Origin of the sequence: Polynucleobacter sp. Fuers-14 (assembly GCF_018882045.1) — a bacterium.
Classification (GTDB): Bacteria; Pseudomonadota; Gammaproteobacteria; order Burkholderiales; family Burkholderiaceae; genus Polynucleobacter.
In genome coordinates this window covers 356,547-381,122 of the sequence record NZ_JACVPG010000003.1, presented here as the reverse complement: position 1 = coordinate 381,122, position 24,576 = coordinate 356,547, and the positions used below count along the sequence as shown (strand labels likewise).

Sequence of the window (24,576 nt, the reverse complement as noted above, 5' to 3'; positions counted from 1 at the left end):
GGTCTGAATCGGGTCTAGTTCAATAATGAATCTACAATGTCCATATGATATCGAGCATGACTGGTTATGGCAGCGCTTCTCGCCAAGTCTCCCTAGGAGCGGGCGTAGTTGCTGATCTGCAGGTGGAATGTCGGGCTGTTAATAGCCGCTTTCTAGATCTAGGATTTCGTCTTCCGGACGAGTGTCGTGGGGCAGAGCCTGCCTTGCGAGAGCTGGCCACACAAAGCCTATCGCGCGGAAAAGTCGAGTTTAGAGCAGCATGGCGGGTCAATAGCGCCGCAGCAGGTGCTGCCAAAAGTAATCCCCACGCTCTAGGTGCAATTAGTCGCGATCGTCTTGATGCCCTATACACCCTTCAAGAGAAAGCCCAAGAGGCTTTTCCAAAAGCACAAGAATTGAGTATTGCTGAAGTGTTGCGTTGGCCAGGTATTGTTTCCGAGCCTCGTGGTGAGGAAGATGGCTGGATCACTGCCACAGTTGAAGCTGGGCGCGCCGCCCTAGCAGCCCTCATGGAGAGTCGTCACGCCGAAGGTAAGGCCTTGGTTGGTGTACTTATCAGTATCACTGGCAAGATGCGTGACATCGTGAAAGTGATTGAACCTAAAGTTCCAGAGTATGTGGCTCAGTACCAAGAAAAACTCACAGAGCGTCTCGCTGAAGCGCTAGCTGCTCAAGAAAAAGCCAAGGCAGGCGCTGAACTGATGGAGCGCATTCGTCAAGAAGTTGTGCTCTATGCAGTGCGCATCGATGTGGCTGAAGAGTTCGCACGCTTAAAGACCCATCTTCAGGCAGTAGATACCGCGCTTGCAGGCAAAGGCCCTGTTGGTAAGCGTTTAGATTTTTTGATGCAAGAGTTAAATCGCGAAGCCAATACCTTAAGCTCAAAGTCTGTATCAGGGGAGTGCACACAAGCAGCCTTAGAACTCAAGCTTATGATTGAGCAAATGCGTGAGCAAGTTCAAAACCTCGAGTAATCCTTACTATTGATTTATGACTAACTCCACTCCGACACCATCCTACCAAGGCAGCATGTTGATGATTGTTGCGCCCTCAGGCGCAGGAAAATCCTCTTTGGTAAATGCCTTGCTTAAAGACGAAGCTGGACTGAAGTTATCTTTATCAACCACCACACGCACACCACGACCTGGTGAAGTGGATGGCAAGGATTACCGGTTTCTGGCAAAAGAAGATTTTTTGCAAGAACGTGATCAGGGACATTTTTTAGAGTGGGCAGAAGTCCATGGTCATTTTTATGGCACCTCAAAACCTTGGATTGAATCTCAAATGCAGTCTGGCAGTGATGTCATGCTAGAGATTGATTGGCAGGGTGCCCAACAAATTCGGAAGTTAATACCTTCTGTGCAGTGGATCTTTATCTTCCCGCCATCGATAAAGGCTTTAGAAGACCGGCTACGTAAGCGCGGTCAGGATGATGAAGCCACAATCCAACGCCGCTTGGCAGCTGCCCATGTAGAGCTTCTGCATGCCCATGAGGCGGATTACATCGTGGTGAACGATTCATTTGATCAGGCATTGATCGATTTAAAGCACATATTAGCTTCCAGCCGGCTGCGCTCTGGCCCCAGTATGGCCAGAAATCCAGCACTTTTGAAGCGTCTCGGGGTCTAATCAGTTATCCTATAGGTATTGAAGCTAAATTAAGTGAGTCCAGCATGGCACGTATTACTGTAGAAGATTGCCTTAAAACTATTCCAAACCGTTTTGAACTGGTTTTGGCTGCGACATATCGTGCTCGCCAATTAGTACAAGGTCACTCCCCACGTGTTGAGTCCAGAGATAAAGCTACCGTAGTTGCATTGCGTGAAGTGGCTGCTGGTGTGACTGACCGTGACATGTTGACCAAAGTACCTCTGTAATTAAGGAGTTCCGGTGTGGAGCTCCCTTTAGGACTAGCCAATACATCGGAAAAAGTAGGAAGCATCTCGTCTAAGGATGCTTCGCTTGACTCTTCACGAGATTCAGCTCAAGCACAGTTGTTGGATGCAATTTCCGACACACCAATTCAAAGTGGTAAAAAATCCATCATTGCGAGTTTATTGGCGCAATCGAGTCGTCATTTGTTCGGCCCGACATCTGCGCCGATACTTCCGCTCAAACATCAAGTAGTTTCTATTGAGGGATTGCTGTCTAAGCTTTCCTATCTCAAGCCTGAAGAAATTGCACAGGTTAAAAAGGCATTTCAGTTTTCTGATGCTGCTCATCTAGGTCAATACCGTCATAGCGGCGAACCTTACATTACCCATCCAGTTGCTGTGGCTGAACTATGTGCAACGTGGCGCTTGGATGCGCCATCCATCATGGCCGCATTGATGCATGATGTGATTGAAGATACCGGCTGTACTAAAGCAGATTTGGTTGAAAAGTTTGGCAATAAGGTGGCAGAGTTAGTTGAGGGCTTAACCAAACTCGATAAATTAGAATTTCAAAGTCATGCGGAGGCGCAAGCAGAGAGCTTTCGCAAGATGTTTATGGCCATGGCGCGTGACGTTCGTGTCATCTTGGTCAAGCTTGCTGACCGCACCCACAATATGCGCACCCTGGATGCTGTACCCATGGAGAAGCGCCGTCGTGTAGCCGCTGAAACAATTGAAATCTACGCACCAATCGCCCATCGTCTTGGGTTGAACATCATTTACCGTGATCTACAAGATCTCAGCTTCCGATACTCCATGCCCATGCGTTTCCGAGTCATTGAGGGGGCTGTTAAGCGTGCGCGCGGCAACCGCAAGGAAATGGTTGAGAAGATTTTGCAGGCATCACGCATGGCCTTTGCTAAAGCCAATTTAGAGGTTGACCTGCGCGGTCGTGAGAAGACGCTCTTTAGCATCTATACCAAGATGCGCTCAAAGCATTTAAGCTTTTCGCAGGTATTAGATGTGTATGCATTCCGGGTTACCGTACATTCCATTGATGAATGCTATCGCGCACTCGGTATCTTGCATTCTCTATACAAGCCTATGCCAGGGAAATTTAAGGATTACATTGCGATCCCTAAATTAAATGGCTATCAATCTTTACACACCACTTTATTGGGTCCTTCAGGCGTGCCGGTGGAGTTTCAGATTCGTACAACGGAAATGCATGCGGTAGCTGAAGCTGGAGTAGCTGCGCATTGGGCTTATAAAGACGGCTCCCCTGATATGAGTGAGGTGCAAAACAGGGCCCACCAATGGCTGCAGTCCTTGATTGATATTCAGGATAGCAGCGGTGACTCTCAAGAATTTTTAGAACATGTCAAAATTGACTTGTTCCCAGATGCGGTTTATGTGTTTACCCCCACTGGGCAGATTAGGGCCTTACCAAGGGGCGCAACTGCTCTAGATTTTGCTTACTCTATCCATAGTGATCTGGGTAATACCTGCGTAGCTGTCAAAATCAACGGCCTGCAATTGCCCTTGCGTAGTGAGCTTAAGAATAGTGACATTGTTGAAGTCATTACTTCAGCAAGCTCACAACCTAATCCAGGTTGGTTGGCATTTGTGCGTACCGGAAAAGCACGTGCCTCCATACGACATTCCCTTAAAACAAAACATTATTCTGAATCACTTCAACTTGGCGAGCGTCTTTTGGCAAATGCTTTACGTCAGCAAGGTGTTGATGCAGCCCTGTTAAGTCCAGAAATTTGGGAAAAGCTAACGCATTGGACGGGTGATAAAACCCGCGAAGAAGCATGTGTCAATATTGCTTTAGGCAGACGCTCTCCCCAGGAGTTAGCTATTCGTCTGAAAATTTTGATTGATGATGAGGGCGGGGCTGAGCAAATGCGTTTAGGCGTTGCTGATTGGGTCGCACCTAATCAAGAGCCAAGCCAACATCATCAACGCCAAGCCATCTTGGTCGATGGACGCGAGGGCAATTCGATTCATTTCCAAACTTGCTGCCATCCTATACCAGGCGACAACATCATTGGTTACCTTGGCAAGGGCGAAGGATTGCAAGTTCACACCAACGATTGTCCGGTGGCATTGCGCATGCTCTCTAAGGATAGTGATAAGTGGGTCGAGGTCGAGTGGGGCAAAGAGCTGAATCGCGAGTTTGAATTGGATCTAGCGATCGATACGCGTCAGGGCAAAGGTGTTTTGGCTAGAGTGGCGAGTAGTGTTACTTCAGCAGACTCCAACATCATGAATGTATCCATGGAAGATCGCTTCAAAGAAGACTCGGTAACTATTCGCTTTACGATCCAAGTTTATGACCGATTGCATCTTTCTAAGGTGATGCGCAGTTTACGTGCCAATCCTGATGTCATGCGCGTGACCCGAACTCGTGCTGTTTAAGTTTTACAAGTATTGAACGTCTAAGATTTCAATTTCAGCGGGGCCGGTGGGTGTTTGTATAAAAACACAGTCTCCGATCCGAGACTTGATTAAGGCCTTGGCTATAGGTGAGACCCAACTGACATGCCCTTTATCGAGGTCAACCTCATCAACGCCCACAATTGTGATGAAGGTCTTCTTGTTGGCTTCGGGTCCTTCCAGGGTTGCGTAGGTCACAGTAGCCCCAAAGAACACCTGCTCAGAGTCATTTTCTCCTGATTTTCGAGCAGAATTATCGACAACCACGGCAAATTCTAGGCGTTTATTAAGGAAGCGGATGCGTCTATCTATCTCCCTTAAACGCTTTTTCCCGTAGATATAGTCCCCATTTTCAGATCGATCGCCATTGCTGGCAGCCCAGTGCACAACCTTGACAACCTCCGGTCTATCAAGGTTTAAGAGCTGAAGGAGCTCGGTCTTAATGCGTTCGTGACCAGCGGGGGTGATGTAGTTCTTCTCTTCCATGGCATAATTATGGCTGTTGCGGCTGTAGCTCAGCTGGATAGAGTACTTGGCTACGAACCAAGGGGTCGTGGGTTCAATTCCTGCCAGCCGCACCAACTATAAGGGCCTCCTGTCGGGGGCCCTTACCTTTTGCACTATAGAATCGTAATTGCACTATAGAAAACCACTCTAAGAAGCCTTTTTCATGCCTAACGAAGCGATCTTTTCAGGCTTTCTGCGGTAGATTTTGTCCGTGGTTCTAGCGTCGGCATGGCTTAATAATGCCCTTGCGTGCTCTAGGGTTTCTGCATCTGAAGCGCACTTAGCCCTTAGGTCATGCTCGGTAAAGCTAGCTTCAATCTTGGTCTCCTTGAGTACCCTGGCGCAAAAGCGTTGCCACATCGAGTCCCAGCCATCGGCCTTACCCGTTTCCTCATTGATGTAGCCTTCCCCGTTGCGCTTGCAAAATAGGAAAGCTGAGAGCACTGGACGGGCCGCCTTAGCCTTTTCAACGCAATCCCCTAGCTCGGCATCCCAAGCGTAGATCGTGCGCTTACCGGTTGATTTAGCGGTTTTGTGACGCTGAATATGGATTCCATCATCTTTAAAGTTGGACATGGTGAGGCGAAGTAGGTCAGACCTAGCCATTCCAGTAATGATTTTTAAGCGTATGTAGGCTTGTATCGCACCCACGCTACCTTTCTTACGGCGAGACTCCATTGAGAGCATTTCGACAATCTCCCAATCCTCGATGTACCTATCCCTAGCTATCTCGCCTTTGAGTCTTACTTCATTCTTGAACGGGTGACGATGGATATAGCCCCACTCCACGGCTTTAGTGAAGGCGTGGGAGAGCACTTCCATTTCACGATGGGCGGTAGTTTTCCCACCAGTCATTCTGCCGTTCTCATTTAGCTTCTTTTGACTGCGCTTATCCACGTACTTGTAGATATGTTGGGGTTGAATCATGCTTAGCTTGAGAGAGCCGAAGACACTACGAATTTGCTTGATCCAAAGAATGTTTGATTCACGGCTAGAGGGTGCTTTAGTCGGCACTACCTCTAATAGGTATCGATCTAATAGCTCCGAGATTGTTTCAGCACTATCAAGATGGCCAATGCGCTCAGCCCATTTTGCATAAGCCTCCGGCAAAGTCTTGCCAAGCCTAAACATTTTCTTGCCTTCCCATTTGGCTTCAAGACCTGGAGGAACTTGATAATAGTAGGCTCCGTGGTTTAGTTTCCAGCGAGCGGGTAGCCCTTTGTTTTCTGCTTTTCTTGGCTTAGGCATTTTCCTTTGCCTTTCTTAACTCATACCACTCTGCTATGTTTATGTATTCTCTTTCGTAATCAGGAGCAGAAAAACAATACGCATCATAAACAGAACTACCTATGGGCTCAAGCGTAGCCCTATCAATTTTGAATACCATTTTGTCAGCATTGCAAACCCATAGTTCTTTCATTTAAAGCGCACTCCAGTTTGGCTCAATTGTTTTCATGTTTTTTACTGCTTCGTTAAGGCCGAGTGAGCGCTCAACATGGGCGCGTAAGACGGCCACACTTCCATCAGGTCTAAGCTTATGCTCAATTCCCATGTGACGCAATGCCTCCGCTTGGGCGTTCTTTTGGATACGCCCCGTAAGCTCTCTTAGTTCGGCTGCCGTTAGGAACACTTCTGCTTTGCCTCGTATTTAAGCGCTGTAAGGTACCTACCCAAAGCCTTACGAATAATTAAATCAAAGTCGTAGGCTCTACCTCTATTTTCAATAAGCAATTCACGGGCACCATTTAACTTATCTAAAGTTGATTGTTCAATGTGCAATACGTAACTATCAAATTTATTACCGCTCATCTAATAATTCCTTTCTTCTTCATTGCATCAAGCAAAATGTCCTGAACTTCTTTCTTGGTTTCAACTCGCTCAATAACCATTTCATCAACGGTATCTCGCGCAATAATGTTGTGAATGAATACGGGGCGGTGATGGCCTGCTTGCATTTGGCGCACTGGGCCAATACGTTCGATGATCTGCAAGCGCTCTTCAAGATTCCACCAATGCGCAAAGAACACCAAAATATTGCCGCCATCTTGTAGGTTCAAGCCGTGACCTGCCGATTGAGGGTGAGCAAACAGAATTTGGATCTTGCCTTCATTCCATTCTTTAATCGTATTGGGGTTGCTATCAAGCACACGGCCTTTAGGGAAAGCGTGCATCAGTCTGGCTAAGTCTGATTTGAAATGGTAGGCCACCAGTACCGGAGCGCCTGCAGCCTCTTCAACAATATCCTCTAGTGCTTGGATCTTTTCATCGTGCACTTCTCGCCAGTTTTGAGAGTCATCTACATAGGCGGCACCATTGGCAATCTGCAAGCATTTAATAGTTCTTGCCGCTGCATTAAAGGCTTCAACCTCAATACCCTCTAGCTCCATGAACATACGCTTTTGCATATCGTCATAAAGGGCTCTTGCCTTTACAGGTAGATCCACGTAAATGTTATTCACAATCGGATCTTCTAAATCGAACCAATCGGCTGCATCAATTGTTAGGCAAATATCTCTTAGCTTTTCTTGGATTTCTTTTTGGGCATGGGGTAGGGCAATAGTGCCAAAGCCGTTATGCGCCTTTTGAAACCAACGATCTTTAAAACTGGAGTAGGTACGCCCTAAGCGTTCACCGCCATCGATAAACCACATTTGCCCCCAAAGGTCTTGCAAGCCGTTAGGCGCACAAGTACCCGTTAATTCGACAAAGCGCTTGATCTTGGTATGAGCTACCCGAGCTAAAGACTGGGCGCGTTTACCGCCTTGTCTCAGCCGGAAGGATTTAAGCTTGGTGGACTCATCAGAGATCACAGTATTGAAGGGCCAGCGGTCGCCGTAGTAATCAACCAGCCAAGGTAATTGCTCATAGTTGGTTGTATATACAGAAGCCTCATGCTTTAAAGCCATGCGTCGTTCAGCTTCATTACCAACAATCGGCATAACCGATACGTGTCTAAGGTGTTGCCACTTTCTTGCTTCCTCGGGCCAAGTAGTACGAGCTACCCGCAACGGGGCCAACACTAAGGCGGGTTGATCTTCACCCGCTAGGAATAAACCATCTAAAGCGGTTAAGGTGGAAATTGTTTTACCCAAGCCCATGCCCGCCCATATAGCGCAGCGGGGCACATCAAAGATATGACCACTAATGAGGCCTTGATACTGCCGAGGGGTGTATATCTTCCGGCTCAATGTATTGTCGCCTTACTAGCTGCTAGTTGGAAAAGGGCATCGAGCGTAGCGCGTGCTTCAAGATGCACTTTTAAGCTCTCAGTAAAATCAACTAATGCTTTTCTCAACTGGTCTTTATCTATCGTAGGATGGATAAGACTAATCTCTTCAATAGTCGGTTCGATGTTTTCAACGTGTACGGTAATCATATAAATAGCTCACTCATAACGGCTTCTACTAACTCAAAAGAATCAATCACTCGAACGTCTTGGCCCATTTCTCTCATGCGAATGTGCTCGCGTAATTGATGGGGTTCGGGTTTCTCGCCTGGCGCTTTCAACTCAATCCAAACTGCACGGCCAACGGGTCTGCACCAAGCGCAATCTAGTGACTTGCTAAGTGGTCTAGCCTTAACCATGAGCAAGCGGTCGGGAGCGCCACGACGGCCAACCCATTCAACCTTACGCACTTCGCCACCCATTGCCTTAGCACGAATACGGAGATAGCTTTCAATATCTCGTTCTCTAATTTTTCTCACGCAGTTAATCTCCATGCTTGAACAAGGGCTTGACGACGTGAATAGTGCCGCGCTTTGCGATAGATTCGGTAAAGCTTTAAGGTGGTTGATAGTCGATTGCTCATGGTCTATTCCTTTCTGTATCTGTAGGCTTCATATCCAGCTGCCGCTAGCGGTAGTCCTTCGGCCCAATCAGGCTGCCGACTCATCAGCGCAGCTAGCCGGTGCTCATTCCATAGGTCGTGGTCTTCAGCTTCGCAAATGATCTCGTCATGCACAGTTAGCGTGATGTCAAAGCCAGCGTTTTCAATTTGCTGCATGTTTGAAGCCATCACGTCACGTGCTACGGCTTGGCAACAGTTCTCTATCAACTTGCCCCCATAGGTCTTGATGCGTGACCACTGGCGGGTGTATTGATTCATCCCCATATAGGACAACTTGCCGTTTTCTAATTGGGGTTGCGGGTAGCAAAGGGCGCGGCCGCTGGGCAAGCCAATGCGTAGCCAAGCACCATCACGGCGAACCTTAAACTTGCGGCAATAAATTGTTGTGCCTGGATTGCTTACCGCTTCAATGCAAGCGAACTCTAATTCTTTCCAAAGGGAGGCGGTATTAGGGTGGGCATAGCGCCACAAACGCTTGAATGAATCACAAACAATAAAGGCTTCACGGGATAGGCCAAAGGTAGAGCGCTTCTGCTTTAGCGCCCAATCGTAAAAACCTGCCGCCTCTTCATATACTTGGCTAGGTAAAGACTCATAAGCCGATTGGGCCATATCTTCTAGGTCAATGTTATATGCTAGTGAGAACGTTAAGAACGCCCCAACTCCACCCTCATAACCGAGGGCGAGCTCTTGAACCTTACCAACTTGACGTTGCTCTTTATTTACCGCGCCTGGTTCAATGCGAAATGATTTAGCGTAGGCCAACTTATACAAGTCGGCACCAGTACCCATATCAAATTCATTAAAGGCATTAAGCTTCCATTCTTCATCAGCTAGCCAAGCGAGTACTCGACCTTCGATATTGGATAAGTCGGCTACTACCAGCTTTCTATTTTCAGGTGCAACAATGCAACTACGGATTGCGTTAGAGCACAAGGCCATGATGTTTTCAAAAACCAAGTCGGCTGCGCCGGATTTCAATAAGCCAATGCCTTCATCAAGATATTGCTCAATGTGCTCCGGTTCAATATCCCATGCGTTTAGATCAAAGTAATTGGCAATCGTATCTAGTGCATAGCGTGGCAAGTTCTGAGGCTGGAAGGTACGGCCCGACCAGCGCCCAGTACGGCCAGCGCCATCAAACTGTAGAGTGCCCCTTAGGCGGCCTTCAGTAGTGCCGTTGACAAGCGCTTTGTATTTGGAGGTACTTGTAGTGCTAGCTTGCAATCGGATGCGTAGAAGCTCTTTTAAACCTTCGGGAATATCAGGATCGGCTAGGCGACGCTCTAAGGTTGACCCTTGTAAATCCGGCAAGGAAATTAAATACTCTCCAAGGATGTGCTCAAGCAGGGCATCACGTTTGGTAGTGCTTGATACTTCCCCGTTTGTGATCTCTAGCGTTTTATCAGCAAGCTTGGCCTGTTCTTTTGCTACAGCCTCAATTACCGACTCTGCTAAATCAAGATCAACCTTGAAGCCCCTATCGTTAATTCGTTGGTCAAGGTGCCAAAGGTCTAGCTCAAACCCTGAGTAATTCCAGCTTGGTAGGCGGCTATCAACCTCGCGCATAGCGTCAATATCCATCTTGGCATATTCAAGAAATTGCGCCCATTCAGCGGGATGAGTTTCTTTAGTAGCTCTGCGCATTTTTGAATTCTTAGGGCGCGGTTTGCAGAAAAGTTTTACCAGTTCTTTACCTACTTTTAATTTGGCTTTATCTTGTGGTACCTTCAGAATTTCACAAAGCTTATCAAGGCTGCCAGGTAGGGAGTGAGCCAGTGCCTTCACCATTGTGCAGCGCCACTTCTCTAGGGGGATGGCGTACTGAGGCAAATGATGATTTGTCACCAAGCGATCGAATAGGGCGTTGTGCGCTGATGCAATCTCGGCTTCTAACATGGCCATAGCTAGATCGCTAGGCATTGCAGGGTCAGAAGTAAGATCCCATAGCTGCACTGGCTCTTTATCAATAGCCCAAGTAACCACCATCATTTCGGTGTTGGCCACATACTTATAGGTACCTTGTTTAATAGGTACTTCTGAGTACGTTTCGGTATCAATCCACAGTTTCATTAGGCGGCTTGCTTTTTGGATAGACGAATAGCCATTTGCTTTAAGTTTTGCTGAGTAATCCACTCGGTAATCGCAGAAGCAAAGCTGATTTTTGTTACCCGTTTTTTATCTGCCTTAGCTTTATGCCTACGCCCAGGACCTTTTCTAGTGAAAGTGCTTGGGTATTTAATCGGCTCTTCAAACTTCAAATTTTTATAGCTCATTCTTTTTCTCCTGTTTAACTTTGGTGGCCAGCGCACAACCCTGGGAGGGTCTTGTCCTCACGTGAAGGAGCTTGTCGCACGCTGGCCGCCAAAGTGCTCTCGCTAGAAAGCACAATGGGTGTTACTCGGTGGTAAAGATCACGGTGATCTTTTGAGCCGTATGAACGTCTGCCATCAAACTGCTCGGCATACGCTCCACAATCGCGCCAAGCTCTGAAACAATGAAGTCCAATGGGTTGGCCTTCTTTGCTACGCGCATAGCGTCCTTGTGGAATTCGACCCTTAAGAGCTCGGTTTTCTCGCTCATGCAAGTGCCTCTGATTCAGCCCCTTGAGCAAGATCATCAAACTCATCGGTACTAGCTGGGCGGCCACCGGAGAAGGCATCACCATCGGCGCGAAACTGAACGCCTGATAGGGTGGCATTAACACGTTTGCCGTATGAGTTGTCTTGAGCCCAAAACTCGACGATCACATCAACATAGCAACCAGCGTAAGGCTTACCATCGGCTGCGGTAAGCGGTGTTTTATTGCTATCGATTACCAATGGGCGCACTTTGTTGGTGGCGTTAAAAGTGTGCATACCCTCGAAGCCGTCGTACACTTCACCGTCTTTTGATAAGGCTGATTCTTTATAAGCGACACGGCCTTTGCTTTTGAGTTCAGTCAAAATGGCATCGGCTTTAGCGCCCCATTTTTCTTTTGCTACTGAAGCTACTGCGTTGCTTAATGCCTTAGCATTTTCGCTAGTTGGTGCGATAGGAAAGGCGGCTGAGAAGCGAGGATCATCACCAGCGTTTACAGATTTTGGCTCAAATAATGCAGGGAAGGCCAAGCGTACATTTGTTAATTTCACTTTCATTTTGAATCTCCTTGTTTAAAAAATTGGGGGTACATCAACATCACTCGATCTATGGCGGCATCTACCGCCATGCGACGAATTTCAATAGGGGCTGCCGCTGCTTCTTTTAGGATTTGCCTTGCATCAAAAGGCAATGCCCCTTCGTAAATTGGTGGCTGCCACCCTCGGAATGGAATTTTTAATTTCATACCAAGTCTTCCGCAACTGATGGCTCAATCACATCAAAACTATCTTCAAGTGGCTTAAGTTCTAAAGCAGGGCGCTTGTCGGTAACTGGCGCTACGCTTGGCTTACCTTCAGATTGGCTAATCAACGACTCGATACGCTTCCAACGCTTAGGTGATTCTTTAAGAACCTTCTCGGCTGTTGTTGGGCTTATCAATTTCAAGTCATACATTTGCTCTTGTTTAAGGCGCATTGACTTAAGTACGGTTTCAGCTTCGGTGTCATCAGACCAGGAGCGTGCACTCTTACGGCCTTGTACTAACTTGTAGCCTGCTACTGGTTTGCCCGCTAGGAGCTCACGCTCAACTTCTGCGCGAATAGCTTTGCACCAACCTTCAATTAACTCTAGGGTGTCCATCTTTGCGCCAAGTGAGGCATCAGAAGGGATAAGTTTTTTAACGGTAGCTTCTTGCTCAAGGGCATCGGCCGTAGTGAGATCGGTAAACTTAGCGCCGATTGCCTCTTCTACGAACCCTGATAGCTTTGGGCAAGTAGCTTTTGCTTTACACCATTGGCAAGTATCAGTACCAGGGGTTAAGAACTCAGTTAATTCTTCAATTTCTCTATCCCACAATTCCATAGCCTGTGCTGACTGGATCATTACTTCTTTTGCAAAGAGTAATAGTTCGTCAACCGAGATAACCCATTCACTAGGTGCATAGCTAATACGGGGCTGAATAATGACTAGGCGAACCGATGTGAAGTCACCTAAGATTGAATACTTCTCTAGTGCGCCTAAACCATAGAGCTTTAACTGCTCGTTATCTATCGCGCTAACTTCTACACCACGGCCGTATTTCAAGTCGGCTACAGTAATTTCAGACTCACGCAATACAACGGCATCCCCAGTACCTTCAGCATCTTCTTCGCCGGTGAGGTGGCCAATGGGTAGCGCCTGCTCAACTAATAGCTCTCCACCAACTGCGTATTCGCGCACTAGATCAACGTAGCGCTGAACATAATCGATCATGTCACCATCAACCACAAATTCAGCCTTACGTTTTGCAAGGGTAGGGACGTGCTCACGCCAGCTTTCGCCGCTAGCATCTTCACTTTCCCACAGAACTATCCCTCTGCCGATATAGTTCTTTGCATCTGTTTTTTCTGTTAGGCAGGTGGCACCTAGGAAGTGGGCAGCAGTACCTTCATCGGCGTACTCACTGCCTTTATCTTCAATGCCTTGCTCCATAGCTGGAGCACCAGTGCACACCATCCAGCGATGCGCAGACGAGGGCGACAAAATGGCGTGTTTACCGGACATGATTAAGCGCTCGCCTTTTGAATTGCTGACAATGCTTTGCCGTAATCTGCTTCGGCAATTGCTGAAAGTTTTTGACCAGGCTCTAACCCAAGATCAAGCAATAAAGCTTCTGCTACAGCGCGGCCTTTCTTGTTGACCATATCAAGGAAGGGTTTGCGAATATCCTCATAGGTGATCTTGGCCTGTGCTGTTTCATTAGGTTCAGCAGCAACGGCTACGGCTTCAACCTTGAGGGCCGGTGCGGCTGGTGTAGGAGTGACTGTTTTCACTACCGCGTCTTTTGGTGCAGCTTTTGGCGTAAGTGCAGCAGACACATTGCCGGATTTGAGTAGGCTTACCAAAACGTTCAACGCTTCAGTGTTTTGTTGGATTGCAAGTTCTAATGACATATTTACTCCTGGTTAGTTAAGGTACGGATATTTAAAAGACGGCTTTCTGCTACATCGCAACGCTCTTGGTATTCGTTCTTTACATCAACGTATCTCTCAAGATCATCGGAATCATTTATGCCTAGTTCGGCTAAGTCATTAACTAAGGCTCTGTTCTCGTCGTAGAACTTAAAAATTTCATCTAGCTCTTTAAGCTCGTAGCCTTCGCAAGCAGCTGCATAGTCAGAAAGGCCAACTGTTGCTTTGAAGCGGCGAATTAGCTCAATTTCTAACTCAGTGCTGGTAAGGTCATCAACCAAACGCTCGGCATAGGTGAGAAATTCGTTGTCGCTTAAGGTTGATTTAGGGTGATAGCTCATAGTGCGTTCCCTAAAACAATCCACAACGCATCGATTGGGTTCTTGGCCAAGACAATTTGTAAGTTGCCGTTAAGGCTTACGAGGTAGCTGCGCCCCGCTAAGATTGGTTTTGCTGACATTTCGTGCCCTCCCTAGGCTTTTAAAAGTTGCTTACTACGCAACCATAGGGAGACTGTACACGCAACAAATAAGTTGCGTCAAACGAAATTTTCTATTTCTTTAGATCGAATAGTTATTTAGCGAGCAACTTTTATTCTTTAAAAGAATAAGAAAGGGTCATAAAAAAGCCCGCTAAAGAGCGGGCTGAGCGATGTTGAAGCCTTTTATTTTGGGTGATTGCGGGCGTATAGCACTGCGTTCAAAGCTACTTCTCTTCTTGCTTGACCAGAGCTCGCAGCGGCCGACCAGCTTACGTTGTTTAAATCTTGAATACACATGTTTTGAATTGCCATTGCAATGCTCACGGCATCTGATCGCTTGTCATCTGCCTGCCGAGCCTGGGCTACTAAGCAATTAAAGTAAACCGCGTAATCTTGTTTTTGAGTGGCACTTGCGGCGCAACCCGTGAGGTTTAAAACAACGGCTAAGCCAATAGCTATAAGGGTGCATACCAATAAAGCATTGCGTATTTGCTTATCATCCGACTTTTTAATTTCCTCGGCTTTAGAAAATAAATTATTCATTAAATATCCATCTCCATTTTGCGGACCACACCACAAAACACGGCATCCTTTCGCAGTTCCATGATCGGGTATCGATCATTTAAAGGTTTAAGAAGCAGGGTAGATCCATCTTTTATCAGCTGCTTAAAGGTAGCCTCATCCCCGTTTTGCCTAACAATTACATACTTACCAGGTAGGGCGTCTTCTTCAGGTTCTACGATAATGATGCAGCCTTCAGGAAACTTAGGCTCCATGCTATCCCCGCGCACTCTTAAGGCATAGGTATGGGGTTTAGCCTTATAGGTGGTGGCTATTAACTCATTCGCGCCTGGTGAGTCCACATTCGGATCCGCTAAGGTCTGCCAGGTACCGGCTTGCACCCAAGAGATTAGCGGCACTACTGTCGTCCTTATCCTGTCGTGAACTGAATCTTCAATAGCTTCAAGACTGGCGTGCGCCGCTTCTTTCTCCCAATCAATATGCTCATTTGCTTCTTCAGCTGCAGTGTGCGCTTCAGCAAATTTAAAAATCTCTGTAGCGCTTATATCTAAAGCCTCTGCGATCTTTTTAATAGTTTCGCCGGTGTACCCTTGTTTGCCGTTTTCAATTTTGGAAATAGAGCTTTTATTTACCCCAACTTGTGTAGCTAAATCGGCAATTGTTAGCCCTTTTCTAATTCTATAAAAATGGATGGCGCTACCCACGTTCGCGGCAAAGCGGTCAACGTTAGGGGATGGTTGGTCTAGCTTATTCATATAAACCATTTATACCCTTAATTTGCCTGTGAGGCAATTTTATTTAACAAGGGTGTTGACAAGGTAATTGCGTATGAGGCAACATAGCGGGGAATTAGTTTCTCCCCACTAAACTTTAAGGTGCCAAATGCCGATTTCCCTCATAAAGCAAAACAGAATAAAACGAGGGCAAACCCTCTTAGACGTGGCATCAGCTGTAGGAACCAATCCAGGACACTTATCAAGAATTGAAAACGGGATGAGTAATGCCTCTCCTGAATTAGCGGAACGATTGGCTAAGCATTTTGGCTACGCCATTACTGAAATAGAGATCCTCTACCCCGAACGTTTCGCAGACAACTAGGCCGCCTACATGCCGAACGTCCTCAAACTTCCCTTAAAGGGCTGCGGAGCCACCCGCGAAGAATGGTTGCACTTTGACATGCTTTTAGGTCTTGGTGCTGATCTTCTTCCCGTGATCTCCAATCCCGATGCGGCTATTAGTCCGAATTCATCAATGCAATCGACGGGTAAAACACCCAGTCAATACAACAATCAGCGCCAAGCCATTGGCTTTTCTCAATGGACTCAGTACGAAGCCACTACGGGCGATATTGAAAAGTGGAGTCGTGAGCCTGATTATGGAATTTGCCTACAGACTCGAAAGGTTCGCGCCTTGGACGTTGATGTAAGCGATGCTAGTGAAGCGGCTGCCATCCACTCCTTTATTACTGAGCGCTTTAACCTACCGATGCGGTACCGCGCTAACAGTCCTAAGTTCTTGCTGGCCTTTATCTCTGAAGGTGAGCATTTTAAAAAGCGTTTCAAGACAGCGCACGGCATGGTGGAGTTCTTGGCCACGGGTCAACAGTTCATTGCTTGTGGTCAACATCCCTCAGGTTCACGGTACGAATGGCGTGATGGCCTGCCCGATGAGCTACCAACAATAAGCACCCAAGAATTTGAGCAGTTGTGGGACGATCTTGCGCAGCGCTTTGCGGTTGAAGCACCTACACAATCAACCAGTTCAATCAAGCAACAAAAGCTTGCCGATGTCTTCTCTACCGATCCAGTAGCGCAGTATCTTGTAGATAAGAACTTAGTCAAGAAAGCTGAGCGCGATGGGCGCTTGCATATTGCTTGCCCCTGGGAGGATGAGCACACCTCTGAATCGGGAGAGTCTTCTACTACCTATTGGCCGGCCCATACCGGTGGCTACGCCCTTGGCCACTTCAAGTGCCTGCACGCCCATTGTGAACATCGTAGCGATGCAGAGTTCACTAACGCTATCGGGTATGTCAATGTAGATACTTTGGCTGATTTTGACGCTATCAGTCAAACAGTTAGCGCTCAAACTCAAACAGAAGAGAGCGATTCTCAAACACTAAAAGCTAAATTCGTCGTAGAGCCTGCCCATGAGTTCTCGCTACGCCCCGCACCTCGCTGGATTGTTAAAGACATATTGCCTAAAGCAGAGTTGGCGGTGCTTTACGGCGATTCAGGCTCAGGCAAAACCTTCTTTGCCTTGGATCTGTGCGCTGCGATTGCCCTTGGCCAAGAGTGGCGCGGCAAAAAAGTGCATCAAGGCAAAGTCGTATATGTCGCGGCCGAAGGCGCTGGTGGCTTTCGCAATCGATTAAAAGCTTACTCGCATCAACACCAAATTGAACTGAGTAATCTGCCTATTGGTGTGATCGCTGCAGCCCCCAACATGATGGAAAAGAATGATGCTGTAGAAATTGCTAAGGCCATTGTAGCTTCGGGTGGCGCTGACATTGTGGTACTTGATACCTTCGCTCAGGTGATGCCAGGAGCCAATGAGAACAGTGGTGAGGATGTTGGTAAGGCCTTGGCTCACTGCAAAGGTATTCATCGCGCTACAGGCGCATTAGTGCTCTTGGTGCATCACTCCGGTAAGGATTCATCTAAAGGGGCCCGAGGTTGGTCCGGTCTTCGTGCAGCTGCCGATGCAGAGATTGAAGTGATGCGCTCCGAAGATGCCAGGGCGGCCACTGTGACAAAACTTAAAGATGGTGAAGACAGCGCTAGCTTCGGGTTCAAGTTGCATACCGTGACAGTTGGCCTTGACCTGGACGGCGACGAGATCACCAGCTGCGTACTTGAGCACAACGATGGCGGCCGCCCTAGTAAGCGTAAAGAACCTAAAGGCAAGAACGAGCGCTTAGCGATTCGATTACTTACTGAGTTGATTGATGGTGATTTAAGTGGTGATGGTGTGCAAGTTGGAGAGTTCATCGAGGCAATGGTGAGCAATATGTTGAGAGGCGAGGGTAAGCAAGATCAACGTAGGACTTTGGCTTTAAGAGCGGTTGATTCACTGGTAGCAGACGGCAGGGTTGAATCAGCCAATGGCAAATTGCAATTTAAGGAGGTGTGAAATGACTACATTTACTAAGGAAGATCGTATTTCAGCAGAGCAAGCGGTAGCAAGGGAGCAATGTTACCTATTGGCAGTCAAGGTTATTAAGAATCAGTTAATTCCTTGGCCTTCTAGCGTGGATTCAGAAACATGGAATAACAGGGTCAATGGGCTATTAAGCAATCTTTGTATTGAGTTTGGGTATGACGGAGAAAACGAATGATCAACTATTTCAAAGATATGACCGATAAGACCTATGTACTCCTGTCTAAGGTAGTTGCCTGCGCCGGCTTTTGCTATTTGGTAACTATTGACAGGCCGTTGTTGGGGCTACTTTGCATATTCTTTTCTGCCTATATCTCGGAGGGTAAGAGATGACTGAATACCACGATTTTATTGCTACTGTCCTTGTCTTTAGCGTAGTTGTTACTTTGAGTTTTATTTTGGGCGCGGTATCGATGGCGCTTTGGTTCATAAAGGGCGGCGAATGAGAGTTCTTGTAGCTTGCGAATACTCTGGTATTGTGCGCGATGCTTTCATTAGGGGGGGGGGGCATGATTCTATGAGCTGTGACCTTCTTCCTACCGACGCCCCTGGACCACACTATCAAGGCGACGTTAGGGATGTCCTTGACTACCCATGGGACCTAATGATCGCCCATCCCCCTTGCACCGACCTGTCTGTAAGTGGAGCTCGGCACTTTAAAGCAAAGCAATTGGCTGGGCGTCAGCAGGCGAGCGTCGCCTTTTTTATGATGTTGGCCAAGCTGGATATTCCACGTATCGCTATTGAAAATCCAATTTGCATCATGTCTTCACTTTATCGAAAGCCTGATCAAGTTATTCAACCTTGGATGTTCGGCCACGGTGAAACAAAAGCTACTTGCTTGTGGCTAAAAGGACTGCCAAAGCTTGTGCCTACGGACATAGTAGAGGGTAGAGAGCAAAGAGTTCATAAGATGCCGCCAAGTGTTGATAGGTGGAAGTTAAGGAGCACAACATATAAAGGCGTAGCAGAGGCTATGGGGGCGCAATGGGGGAAATAGATTTTCAAAAAGATGAATGGGAAGCTTCTAAAAGCACAGAAGACAGGCTGTTTCTTGAGCTTTGTTTGGCTGATTGCAGTGAGCAATTAACACTTAAGCATGAGAAAAAAGCACAAGAGATTATTCAATTAACTAAAAAAAAATCTTGGTACGAAGGTGGTTGGGAGTGATGCAAAACTTTGCAAGTTGCAAATTGATGGAAGTTACTTTTATTACTTTTGTGATTAGTAATGAGAAGTAACAAAGGTAAATATCCACTTTTTTTACATTACTTTCTTTACTTTACCCTTTAGGGAAGTAAAGAAGTAATGAAGTGGATTAGCAAATAAAAATCACTAACTTGCAATTTATTACACGGAGAATAGAAGTGAATAGGAAACTTGTAAATAAATACCTACTAGTAAAAAATTACTGGAAAGCGAAATTATCGAACCGTGAAGTAGAAACCTTACGGCAAATGGTTGAGAGTGGCGAACTCACTCAGAAGCAAGCAGCTGAGAAATTTGAAATTAGCAAAGGGCAAGTAAGCAAGATCATCAACCACAAGCAGCGTTAAGTTTCCATACCTCGGCAAAGAGGTGGCACATTCGGCAGCATGTCACAAGGCCGAGCTATCTCCGAAAAATCCCTAGAGGATTTCTTAACGCTACTACGCGAAGTTCCCAACGTGACTCGCGCTGCACGAACCCTCGGCCTCGCGCCCAAAACGTTTCGTAATTACAAAAAGACCAACAAAGAATTTTCCGATGCCTGGGATGAAGCGCTTGAAGAGAGTGTTGAGCGCATGGAGCAAGAGGTTCACAGACGCGCCATAGATGGCATAGACGAGCCTTTAACCCATCAAGGTAGCTTCACCTATCAATACGAATTCGATAGCACTGGGCGCGTTGTCAAGGACGAAAACGGGATCCCTAAACTCAAACTAGATGCCAACGGGCAACCAGCTATTGCCACAGTCAAGAAGTATTCCGATCAATTGGCCATGTTCTTGCTCAAGGCTCATCGCCCTGAGCGCTATCGTGAACGCTCTGAGGTCAATGTGAGTAATCCCGATGGCAGCTTGACACTCACGGAAAGCGAAAAGGCCGCTAAGTTGGCCGCGATCATTGCTACTGCCCAAGCGCGACAAGCCAATGATGCAAGCGATCTCGTCTAGCGATATTGAAAACGCATTGCCTTTTCTCACTGCGCAAGAGCGTGAGGAAGTAGATGCCATTTTGCAAGCCGATATTGTCCCCTGGCGGCCTTTGCCAGGGCCACAAACACAGGCCTATCTCTCTGATGCCGACATCATCGGCTACGGTGGGGCAGCAGGCGGGGGCAAAACCGATTTAGCGTGTGGCAAAGCTCTCATGCAACACCGCAAAGTGATGATGCTGCGCCGTGAAGCCACGCAATTGACCGGAATTCTCGATCGACTCACCGATTTACTCGGTGGGCGCGATGGTTACAACGGCCAAGATCGAATATGGCGACTACCACAAGGGCAAATTGAGTTTGGTTCTGTGCCTAACGTTGGTGACGAAATGAAATATCAGGGCAGACCTCACGATCTGCTCGTATTTGACGAAGCCGCTAACTTTTTGGAAGCTTCTGTGCGCTTTTTGCTCGGTTGGCTGCGCACTACTACGCCAGGTCAGAAGTGCCAAGCGCTCTTAACGTTCAACCCGCCTACTACTGCCGAAGGGCGCTGGGTGATTGGCTTCTTTGCGCCATGGTTGGACAAGAAGCACCCGAACCCTGCGCAACCAGGCGAGATTCGATGCTTCGCAACAATCGATGGCAAGGACATTGAGGTAGCAGACAAGCGGCCTTTTGTGCTTGTCAAGGGTGAACGTGTCTATGACTTTGATCCCAAGAAGTTTCAGGCTCAAGACATCATCATCCCGCTCTCTCGTACCTTCATCCCCTCACGCGTATCAGACAACCCTTACCTCACTGGAACCGGATATATGGCCACGCTCCAAGCAATGCCCGAACCTTTACGTAGTCAAATGCTCTATGGCGATTTCCAAGCAGGCATTGAGGATGACCCATGGCAAGTGATCCCAACGGACTGGGTGGAGATTGCACAAAAGCGTTGGGTCAAGCCTTTGCGCTTAGCGGAAATGGTGAGTGTTGGCGTGGACGTGGCTAGAGGCGGGCGCGACAACACCGTGATTGCCCGTCGCCATGCTGGCATGTGGTTTGACGAAGCGCTGACCTACACCGGAGAGCAAAGCAAGGATGGCCCAACCGTTGCGGGCTTGACGATTGCCGCAACCCGTGATGGCGCACCTCAGCACATTGACGTAATCGGTGTGGGCGCGTCACCTTACGACTTCTTGGTTGAAGCCCACCAGCAAGTAACCGGCGTAAACGTATCGGAACGTGCTGTGGGTACTGACAAGTCGGGACGATTGCGCTTTAAAAATCTACGTTCGCAGCTGTGGTGGATGATGCGCGAAGCATTGGATCCCGTGAACAACACCGGCATTGCCCTGCCACCTGACCCACGGCTACTTGCAGACTTGTGCGCACCCACTTGGTCGCTCTCAGGCTCTACGATCTACGTCGAGAGTCGTGAGCAAATTGTTGACCGCATAGGACGCTCCCCAGACTGGGCTAGTGCCTACGTACTCGCGCTAATTGATACGCCTAAGAACCGTGACCTCAAAGCGATTTTCGGAAAAGGGGCGCGTAGTTCGCTCAACTATGACCCGATGGAAGAGTCCCACAGTTTCCATAGTTCGCAAAATCGTGACTACGATCCGCTTACCAACATACGCTAGGTGCGAACGTGTCTATACGCGAAGTCAACATTACGGAGTATTTCGATCAAGCGCTGCCCTTGATGCGTTTGAATTGGGAAGAAACGGGTTTTAACTTCGAGTTCAACCCCAATAAACAGTTTTACGAGAACGCACAAGCCCAAGGGTTTTTATTCGCTTTGGCAGCTTTCGAGGGCGAGGAGCTTGTGGGCTACTCCACGGCTTTTATCTCCCCTCATCAATTCAATCCAGCGATGAAGTATTGCGCCACCGATGCGCTTTATGTACGGCCACAAAACCGTTCAGGAACGATTGGTGGGCGATTGATTTTGCAAACAGAACAAGCAGCATTAAAGCGAGGTGCCAATTTCATTTCTTGGCATACAAGAGCAGGCACCTCATTGGCAAGTACTTTGCGCCGCCGTGGCTACTTAGCCGGTGATGCAGTAATGATGAAGGAGTTTTGATATGGGCGGAGGCGGAGGCGGCGGCCTTGTTAGCGGTATTGGCAACGCAATAAGTGGCGCAGTGCAAAGCATTGGTAGTGGTTTGGCCAGTGTCGATAAAGCCGTAGGCAGTTCAGTCCCTGGGGGCTGGGGAACACTCGGAGCGATTGCCGCCACTGTCGCAACGGCTGGAGCCGCTTCGGGTTCACTTTTAGCCGATGGTGCAGCCGTTGGTACCGAGGCCGCAACAGCAGGTGAGGCGGCCGCAACTGCGGGCGAAGCGGCTACGGTAGGGGATGCTACTGCCGCAGGGCTTGATGCTGGATCAGCGGGCTTTGGAGCCAGTGCCGATGTTGCCGCAGCTGGTGACGCCGCGGCCGCTACAACAGACGCAGCTGCCGCAACAGACGCCGCAGCAACGGCAAGTGAAGTGGGCGCTACGGGCGCCACTGCCGCAGGCGAAGCTACTGGCGGTGTTGCTGTAGATGCTGCGGGTCTTCCAATCGAAGCCGCTAGTGCCGGAGGTAGCGGGCTTTTTGATGGCTTGATGGGCGGCCTTACGGCTGGTCAAGGGGTCATGCTGGGTTTAGCTGCAAGCTCATTGCTCGGGTCAATGCAAAAACAACCGCAAATTCCAAGCCCCGCGCCCGTCACACCACCACCGGCGATGCAATCGGCTTCAACACCTACCTCATTACTTTCTCAGTTAAGCGGAGTGGGGCAGGGCGGGGGCCAATTAGGCGTAGCGCAAACGTTACTTTCAGGCACGAACGGGGTTGATCCTAACTCTCTGAAACTCGGCAAAAACACTCTTTTAGGGACATGATGGCTGAGCAAACTCAACGACAGTTAATTCTCACACGCTTAGGCCAGCTCAAGTCCGAACGGGCGAGTTGGTTTTCCCATTGGCAAGACATTACCGTGTATTTGCTCCCCCGCAATGGCCGCTATTTTGTGCAAGATCACAACAAGGGCTGGAAGCGCCACAACAACATTTACGACAACACGGCTACTCAATCCTTAGGGATTCTCGCAGCAGGCCTCATGGGCGGACTCACATCGCCAGCACGTCCGTGGTTCAGGTTGGGCATTGCCGATAACGATTTGATGAAGTACGCGCCCGTTAAAGAATGGCTAGCGCATGCGACACGGATCATGCTCGACATTTTCCAAAAGTCCAATACGTATCGATCACTGCACTCCATGTACAAAGAGTTGGGCGCGTTCGGTACCGCAGCTTGCATTGTGGCTGAGGACTTTCAAAATGTGATTCACCATTTTCCACTTACGGCCGGTGAGTATTGCATTGCTACCGATTGGAAGGGCGACGTATGCACGCTCTACCGCGAATTCCAAAAGACGGTTGGCGAAGTCGTTAAAGAATTCGGTAAAGAAAATTGCAGCAACCATGTGGTGAGCATGTTCGATCGGGGAAGCCTTGATCAGTGGATCACGATTGTGCATGCCATTGAGCCTAGAGCCGATCGGGACCTTACTAAACAAGACGCGCAGAACATGGCTTGGAAGTCGGTGTACTACGAAGTAGGCGGTGAGCACGACAAATGCTTACGTGAATCCGGCTACAAGACTTTCCGAGTCTTAGCGCCACGTTGGGATGTTGCCGGTGGTGACATCTACGGCAATTCGCCAGGCATGGAAGCGCTCGGCGACATTAAGCAACTACAACAAGAGCAATTACGCAAGAGTCAAGGCATTGACTACATGACCAACCCCCCATTGCAAGTGCCTACCTCGCTGAAAAATCGTGACGTAGATCGCTTACCTGGGGGTATTACCTTCCGTGATAGCGCTGGCGGTAACGACAAGATCGAAAGTATGTTCTCTGTGGCTTTGGATCTATCGCACTTGGGTGCGGATATTCAAGATGTACGTGGCCGTATCCGCGGCTCGTTTTATGCCGATATGTTCTTGATGTTGCAAAACGATTCAGCCGACACTCGTAAGACCGCTACGGAAGTAGCCGAGTTGCATGAAGAGAAGATGCTGATGATCGGGCCAGTGCTCGAGCGCTTGCACAACGAATTGCTCAACCCGCTTATCGACATCACTTTTGAAAGCATGATGGCGGCGGGGATCGTGCCACCTCCACCACCTGAACTTGCTGGCCAAGACCTCAACGTTGAGTTGATCTCGATGCTAGCGCAAGCGCAACGGGCAATTGCCACCAACGGGGTAGATCGCTTTGTCGGTGCGCTTGGCCAAGTAGCTCAATTCAAGCCGGACGTACTCGATAAGCTGAACTCGGACTACTGGGCAGATAGCTATAGCGACATGCTCGGCGTAGATCCTGAGTTAGTCCTGTCGGACGATCAAGTAGCAGTGATTCGTCAACAACGCGCCCAGGCACAACAACAAGCGCAGCAACAGCAAGCGCTTGAGCAACAAGCAAACGCAGCTAACAAACTCGGAAACACACCAACGCAGGGCGGTGGTAGCACCGCATTAGACGACGCGATTGGCATGTTCTCCGGCTACACCGATAACGCATAAAGGAGT

Annotated in this window: 33 protein-coding genes and 1 tRNA gene; 16 read left to right on the top strand and 18 right to left on the bottom strand. The window is 48.3% G+C overall.

Annotated elements, in window-relative coordinates; genetic code table 11:
* Window positions 1-44 precede the first annotated feature (44 nt).
* The 4 genes from ICN40_RS02680 to ICN40_RS02665 are packed head-to-tail and all read left to right on the top strand — an operon-like array spanning window position 45 to window position 4,298.
* Complete coding sequence (locus ICN40_RS02680; RefSeq protein WP_216241957.1) at window positions 45-974, top strand: YicC/YloC family endoribonuclease; 930 nt, start codon at window positions 45-47, stop codon at window positions 972-974.
* Window positions 975-990: 16 nt separating this feature from the next.
* Complete coding sequence (gmk, locus tag ICN40_RS02675) at window positions 991-1,629, top strand: guanylate kinase (protein ID WP_216241955.1); 639 nt, start codon at window positions 991-993, stop codon at window positions 1,627-1,629.
* 44 nt (window positions 1,630-1,673) lie between these two features.
* Entirely contained in the window at window positions 1,674-1,877 is a 204-nt protein-coding gene (gene rpoZ, locus ICN40_RS02670) for a DNA-directed RNA polymerase subunit omega (RefSeq protein WP_011902918.1), read from the top strand.
* Between the two features lie 15 nt (window positions 1,878-1,892).
* A complete protein-coding gene (locus tag ICN40_RS02665) occupies window positions 1,893-4,298 on the top strand; it encodes a bifunctional (p)ppGpp synthetase/guanosine-3',5'-bis(diphosphate) 3'-pyrophosphohydrolase (RefSeq protein WP_216241953.1) in 2,406 nt (801 codons plus the stop codon).
* Between the two features lie 3 nt (window positions 4,299-4,301).
* Here ICN40_RS02665 and greB read toward each other — a convergent pair whose 3' ends face one another.
* Window positions 4,302-4,802 carry a transcription elongation factor GreB gene (gene greB, locus ICN40_RS02660; RefSeq protein ID WP_072582514.1) on the bottom strand — a complete coding sequence of 167 codons (501 nt, stop codon included), beginning with the start codon at window positions 4,800-4,802 and terminating at the stop codon, window positions 4,302-4,304.
* An 18-nt stretch (window positions 4,803-4,820) separates the two neighbouring features.
* Here greB and ICN40_RS02655 point away from each other — a divergent pair.
* Window positions 4,821-4,897 (top strand) — tRNA-Arg (locus tag ICN40_RS02655).
* Between the two features lie 73 nt (window positions 4,898-4,970).
* Here ICN40_RS02655 and ICN40_RS02650 read toward each other — a convergent pair.
* From ICN40_RS02650 to ICN40_RS02575, 17 genes are all read right to left on the bottom strand, one after another.
* Window positions 4,971-6,071 (bottom strand): site-specific integrase, encoded by a 1,101-nt coding sequence (locus ICN40_RS02650; RefSeq protein ID WP_216241951.1) that lies wholly within the window; start codon window positions 6,069-6,071, stop codon window positions 4,971-4,973.
* A gap of 172 nt (window positions 6,072-6,243) precedes the next feature.
* Complete coding sequence (locus ICN40_RS02645; RefSeq protein WP_216241949.1) at window positions 6,244-6,453, bottom strand: DUF4224 domain-containing protein; 210 nt, start codon at window positions 6,451-6,453, stop codon at window positions 6,244-6,246.
* Entirely contained in the window at window positions 6,444-6,632 is a 189-nt protein-coding gene (locus tag ICN40_RS02640; RefSeq protein ID WP_216241946.1) for a hypothetical protein, read from the bottom strand. The genes ICN40_RS02645 and ICN40_RS02640 overlap by 10 nt, the downstream gene beginning before the upstream one ends.
* Window positions 6,629-8,011, bottom strand: a complete 1,383-nt coding sequence (locus ICN40_RS02635; protein ID WP_255561096.1) for a DEAD/DEAH box helicase — start codon at window positions 8,009-8,011, stop codon at window positions 6,629-6,631. Before ICN40_RS02635 ends, ICN40_RS02640 begins: the two co-directional genes overlap by 4 nt.
* On the bottom strand, window positions 8,008-8,199 hold the full coding sequence (locus ICN40_RS02630) for a hypothetical protein (protein WP_216241944.1): 192 nt from the start codon (window positions 8,197-8,199) through the stop codon (window positions 8,008-8,010). Before ICN40_RS02630 ends, ICN40_RS02635 begins: the two co-directional genes overlap by 4 nt.
* On the bottom strand, window positions 8,196-8,528 hold the full coding sequence (locus tag ICN40_RS02625; RefSeq protein WP_308281759.1) for a VRR-NUC domain-containing protein: 333 nt from the start codon (window positions 8,526-8,528) through the stop codon (window positions 8,196-8,198). Before ICN40_RS02625 ends, ICN40_RS02630 begins: the two co-directional genes overlap by 4 nt.
* A 107-nt stretch (window positions 8,529-8,635) precedes the next feature.
* Window positions 8,636-10,744, bottom strand: coding sequence for a DNA polymerase (locus tag ICN40_RS02620; protein WP_216241942.1), 2,109 nt, complete (start codon window positions 10,742-10,744; stop codon window positions 8,636-8,638).
* Complete coding sequence (locus ICN40_RS02615) at window positions 10,744-10,947, bottom strand: hypothetical protein (RefSeq protein WP_216241940.1); 204 nt, start codon at window positions 10,945-10,947, stop codon at window positions 10,744-10,746. The genes ICN40_RS02620 and ICN40_RS02615 overlap by 1 nt, the downstream gene beginning before the upstream one ends.
* A 121-nt stretch (window positions 10,948-11,068) precedes the next feature.
* Window positions 11,069-11,254 carry a hypothetical protein gene (locus ICN40_RS02610; RefSeq protein WP_216241938.1) on the bottom strand — a complete coding sequence of 62 codons (186 nt, stop codon included), beginning with the start codon at window positions 11,252-11,254 and terminating at the stop codon, window positions 11,069-11,071.
* Window positions 11,251-11,808 (bottom strand): ssDNA-binding protein, encoded by a 558-nt coding sequence (locus tag ICN40_RS02605; protein ID WP_216241936.1) that lies wholly within the window; start codon window positions 11,806-11,808, stop codon window positions 11,251-11,253. The genes ICN40_RS02610 and ICN40_RS02605 overlap by 4 nt, the downstream gene beginning before the upstream one ends.
* Window positions 11,805-11,996, bottom strand: coding sequence for a hypothetical protein (locus tag ICN40_RS02600; protein ID WP_216241934.1), 192 nt, complete (start codon window positions 11,994-11,996; stop codon window positions 11,805-11,807). Before ICN40_RS02600 ends, ICN40_RS02605 begins: the two co-directional genes overlap by 4 nt.
* Window positions 11,993-13,294: a DUF2800 domain-containing protein gene (locus tag ICN40_RS02595; RefSeq protein ID WP_216241933.1), complete on the bottom strand. Its 1,302-nt coding sequence runs from the start codon at window positions 13,292-13,294 to the stop codon at window positions 11,993-11,995. Before ICN40_RS02595 ends, ICN40_RS02600 begins: the two co-directional genes overlap by 4 nt.
* 2 nt (window positions 13,295-13,296) lie before the next feature.
* The gene (locus ICN40_RS02590; protein ID WP_216241930.1) at window positions 13,297-13,683 is read right to left on the bottom strand and encodes a hypothetical protein; all 387 of its coding nucleotides are present in this window, start codon (window positions 13,681-13,683) and stop codon (window positions 13,297-13,299) included.
* A 2-nt stretch (window positions 13,684-13,685) separates the two neighbouring features.
* Window positions 13,686-14,042, bottom strand: coding sequence for a hypothetical protein (locus ICN40_RS02585; RefSeq protein ID WP_216241929.1), 357 nt, complete (start codon window positions 14,040-14,042; stop codon window positions 13,686-13,688).
* A complete protein-coding gene (locus ICN40_RS11705; protein ID WP_255561095.1) occupies window positions 14,039-14,161 on the bottom strand; it encodes a hypothetical protein in 123 nt (40 codons plus the stop codon). Before ICN40_RS11705 ends, ICN40_RS02585 begins: the two co-directional genes overlap by 4 nt.
* A gap of 204 nt (window positions 14,162-14,365) precedes the next feature.
* Entirely contained in the window at window positions 14,366-14,725 is a 360-nt protein-coding gene (locus ICN40_RS02580) for a hypothetical protein (RefSeq protein ID WP_216241927.1), read from the bottom strand.
* Window positions 14,725-15,459: a LexA family transcriptional regulator gene (locus tag ICN40_RS02575; RefSeq protein WP_216241925.1), complete on the bottom strand. Its 735-nt coding sequence runs from the start codon at window positions 15,457-15,459 to the stop codon at window positions 14,725-14,727. Before ICN40_RS02575 ends, ICN40_RS02580 begins: the two co-directional genes overlap by 1 nt.
* Before the next feature lie 127 nt (window positions 15,460-15,586).
* Here ICN40_RS02575 and ICN40_RS02570 point away from each other — a divergent pair, with 127 nt between their 5' ends.
* From ICN40_RS02570 to ICN40_RS02520, 11 genes are all read left to right on the top strand, one after another.
* Complete coding sequence (locus tag ICN40_RS02570; protein ID WP_216241923.1) at window positions 15,587-15,802, top strand: helix-turn-helix transcriptional regulator; 216 nt, start codon at window positions 15,587-15,589, stop codon at window positions 15,800-15,802.
* A gap of 9 nt (window positions 15,803-15,811) precedes the next feature.
* Window positions 15,812-17,836: an AAA family ATPase gene (locus tag ICN40_RS02565; protein ID WP_216241921.1), complete on the top strand. Its 2,025-nt coding sequence runs from the start codon at window positions 15,812-15,814 to the stop codon at window positions 17,834-17,836.
* A 1-nt stretch (window position 17,837) separates the two neighbouring features.
* Window positions 17,838-18,041 (top strand): hypothetical protein, encoded by a 204-nt coding sequence (locus ICN40_RS02560; protein WP_216241919.1) that lies wholly within the window; start codon window positions 17,838-17,840, stop codon window positions 18,039-18,041.
* Window positions 18,042-18,380: 339 nt separating this feature from the next.
* Window positions 18,381-18,863, top strand: coding sequence for a DNA cytosine methyltransferase (locus tag ICN40_RS02555; protein ID WP_255561094.1), 483 nt, complete (start codon window positions 18,381-18,383; stop codon window positions 18,861-18,863).
* A complete protein-coding gene (locus tag ICN40_RS02550; protein WP_216241915.1) occupies window positions 18,851-19,033 on the top strand; it encodes a hypothetical protein in 183 nt (60 codons plus the stop codon). Before ICN40_RS02555 ends, ICN40_RS02550 begins: the two co-directional genes overlap by 13 nt.
* A 197-nt stretch (window positions 19,034-19,230) precedes the next feature.
* Window positions 19,231-19,419 (top strand): hypothetical protein, encoded by a 189-nt coding sequence (locus ICN40_RS02545; protein WP_216241913.1) that lies wholly within the window; start codon window positions 19,231-19,233, stop codon window positions 19,417-19,419.
* A 39-nt stretch (window positions 19,420-19,458) separates the two neighbouring features.
* Complete coding sequence (locus ICN40_RS02540) at window positions 19,459-20,019, top strand: hypothetical protein (RefSeq protein ID WP_216241911.1); 561 nt, start codon at window positions 19,459-19,461, stop codon at window positions 20,017-20,019.
* On the top strand, window positions 19,997-21,634 hold the full coding sequence (locus ICN40_RS02535; protein WP_255561093.1) for a terminase: 1,638 nt from the start codon (window positions 19,997-19,999) through the stop codon (window positions 21,632-21,634). Before ICN40_RS02540 ends, ICN40_RS02535 begins: the two co-directional genes overlap by 23 nt.
* An 8-nt stretch (window positions 21,635-21,642) precedes the next feature.
* Window positions 21,643-22,080 carry a GNAT family N-acetyltransferase gene (locus ICN40_RS02530; protein ID WP_216241909.1) on the top strand — a complete coding sequence of 146 codons (438 nt, stop codon included), beginning with the start codon at window positions 21,643-21,645 and terminating at the stop codon, window positions 22,078-22,080.
* A 1-nt stretch (window position 22,081) separates the two neighbouring features.
* On the top strand, window positions 22,082-22,885 hold the full coding sequence (locus tag ICN40_RS02525; RefSeq protein ID WP_216241907.1) for a hypothetical protein: 804 nt from the start codon (window positions 22,082-22,084) through the stop codon (window positions 22,883-22,885).
* On the top strand, window positions 22,882-24,570 hold the full coding sequence (locus ICN40_RS02520) for a portal protein (protein ID WP_255561092.1): 1,689 nt from the start codon (window positions 22,882-22,884) through the stop codon (window positions 24,568-24,570). Before ICN40_RS02525 ends, ICN40_RS02520 begins: the two co-directional genes overlap by 4 nt.
* Window positions 24,571-24,576: the final 6 nt, after the last annotated feature.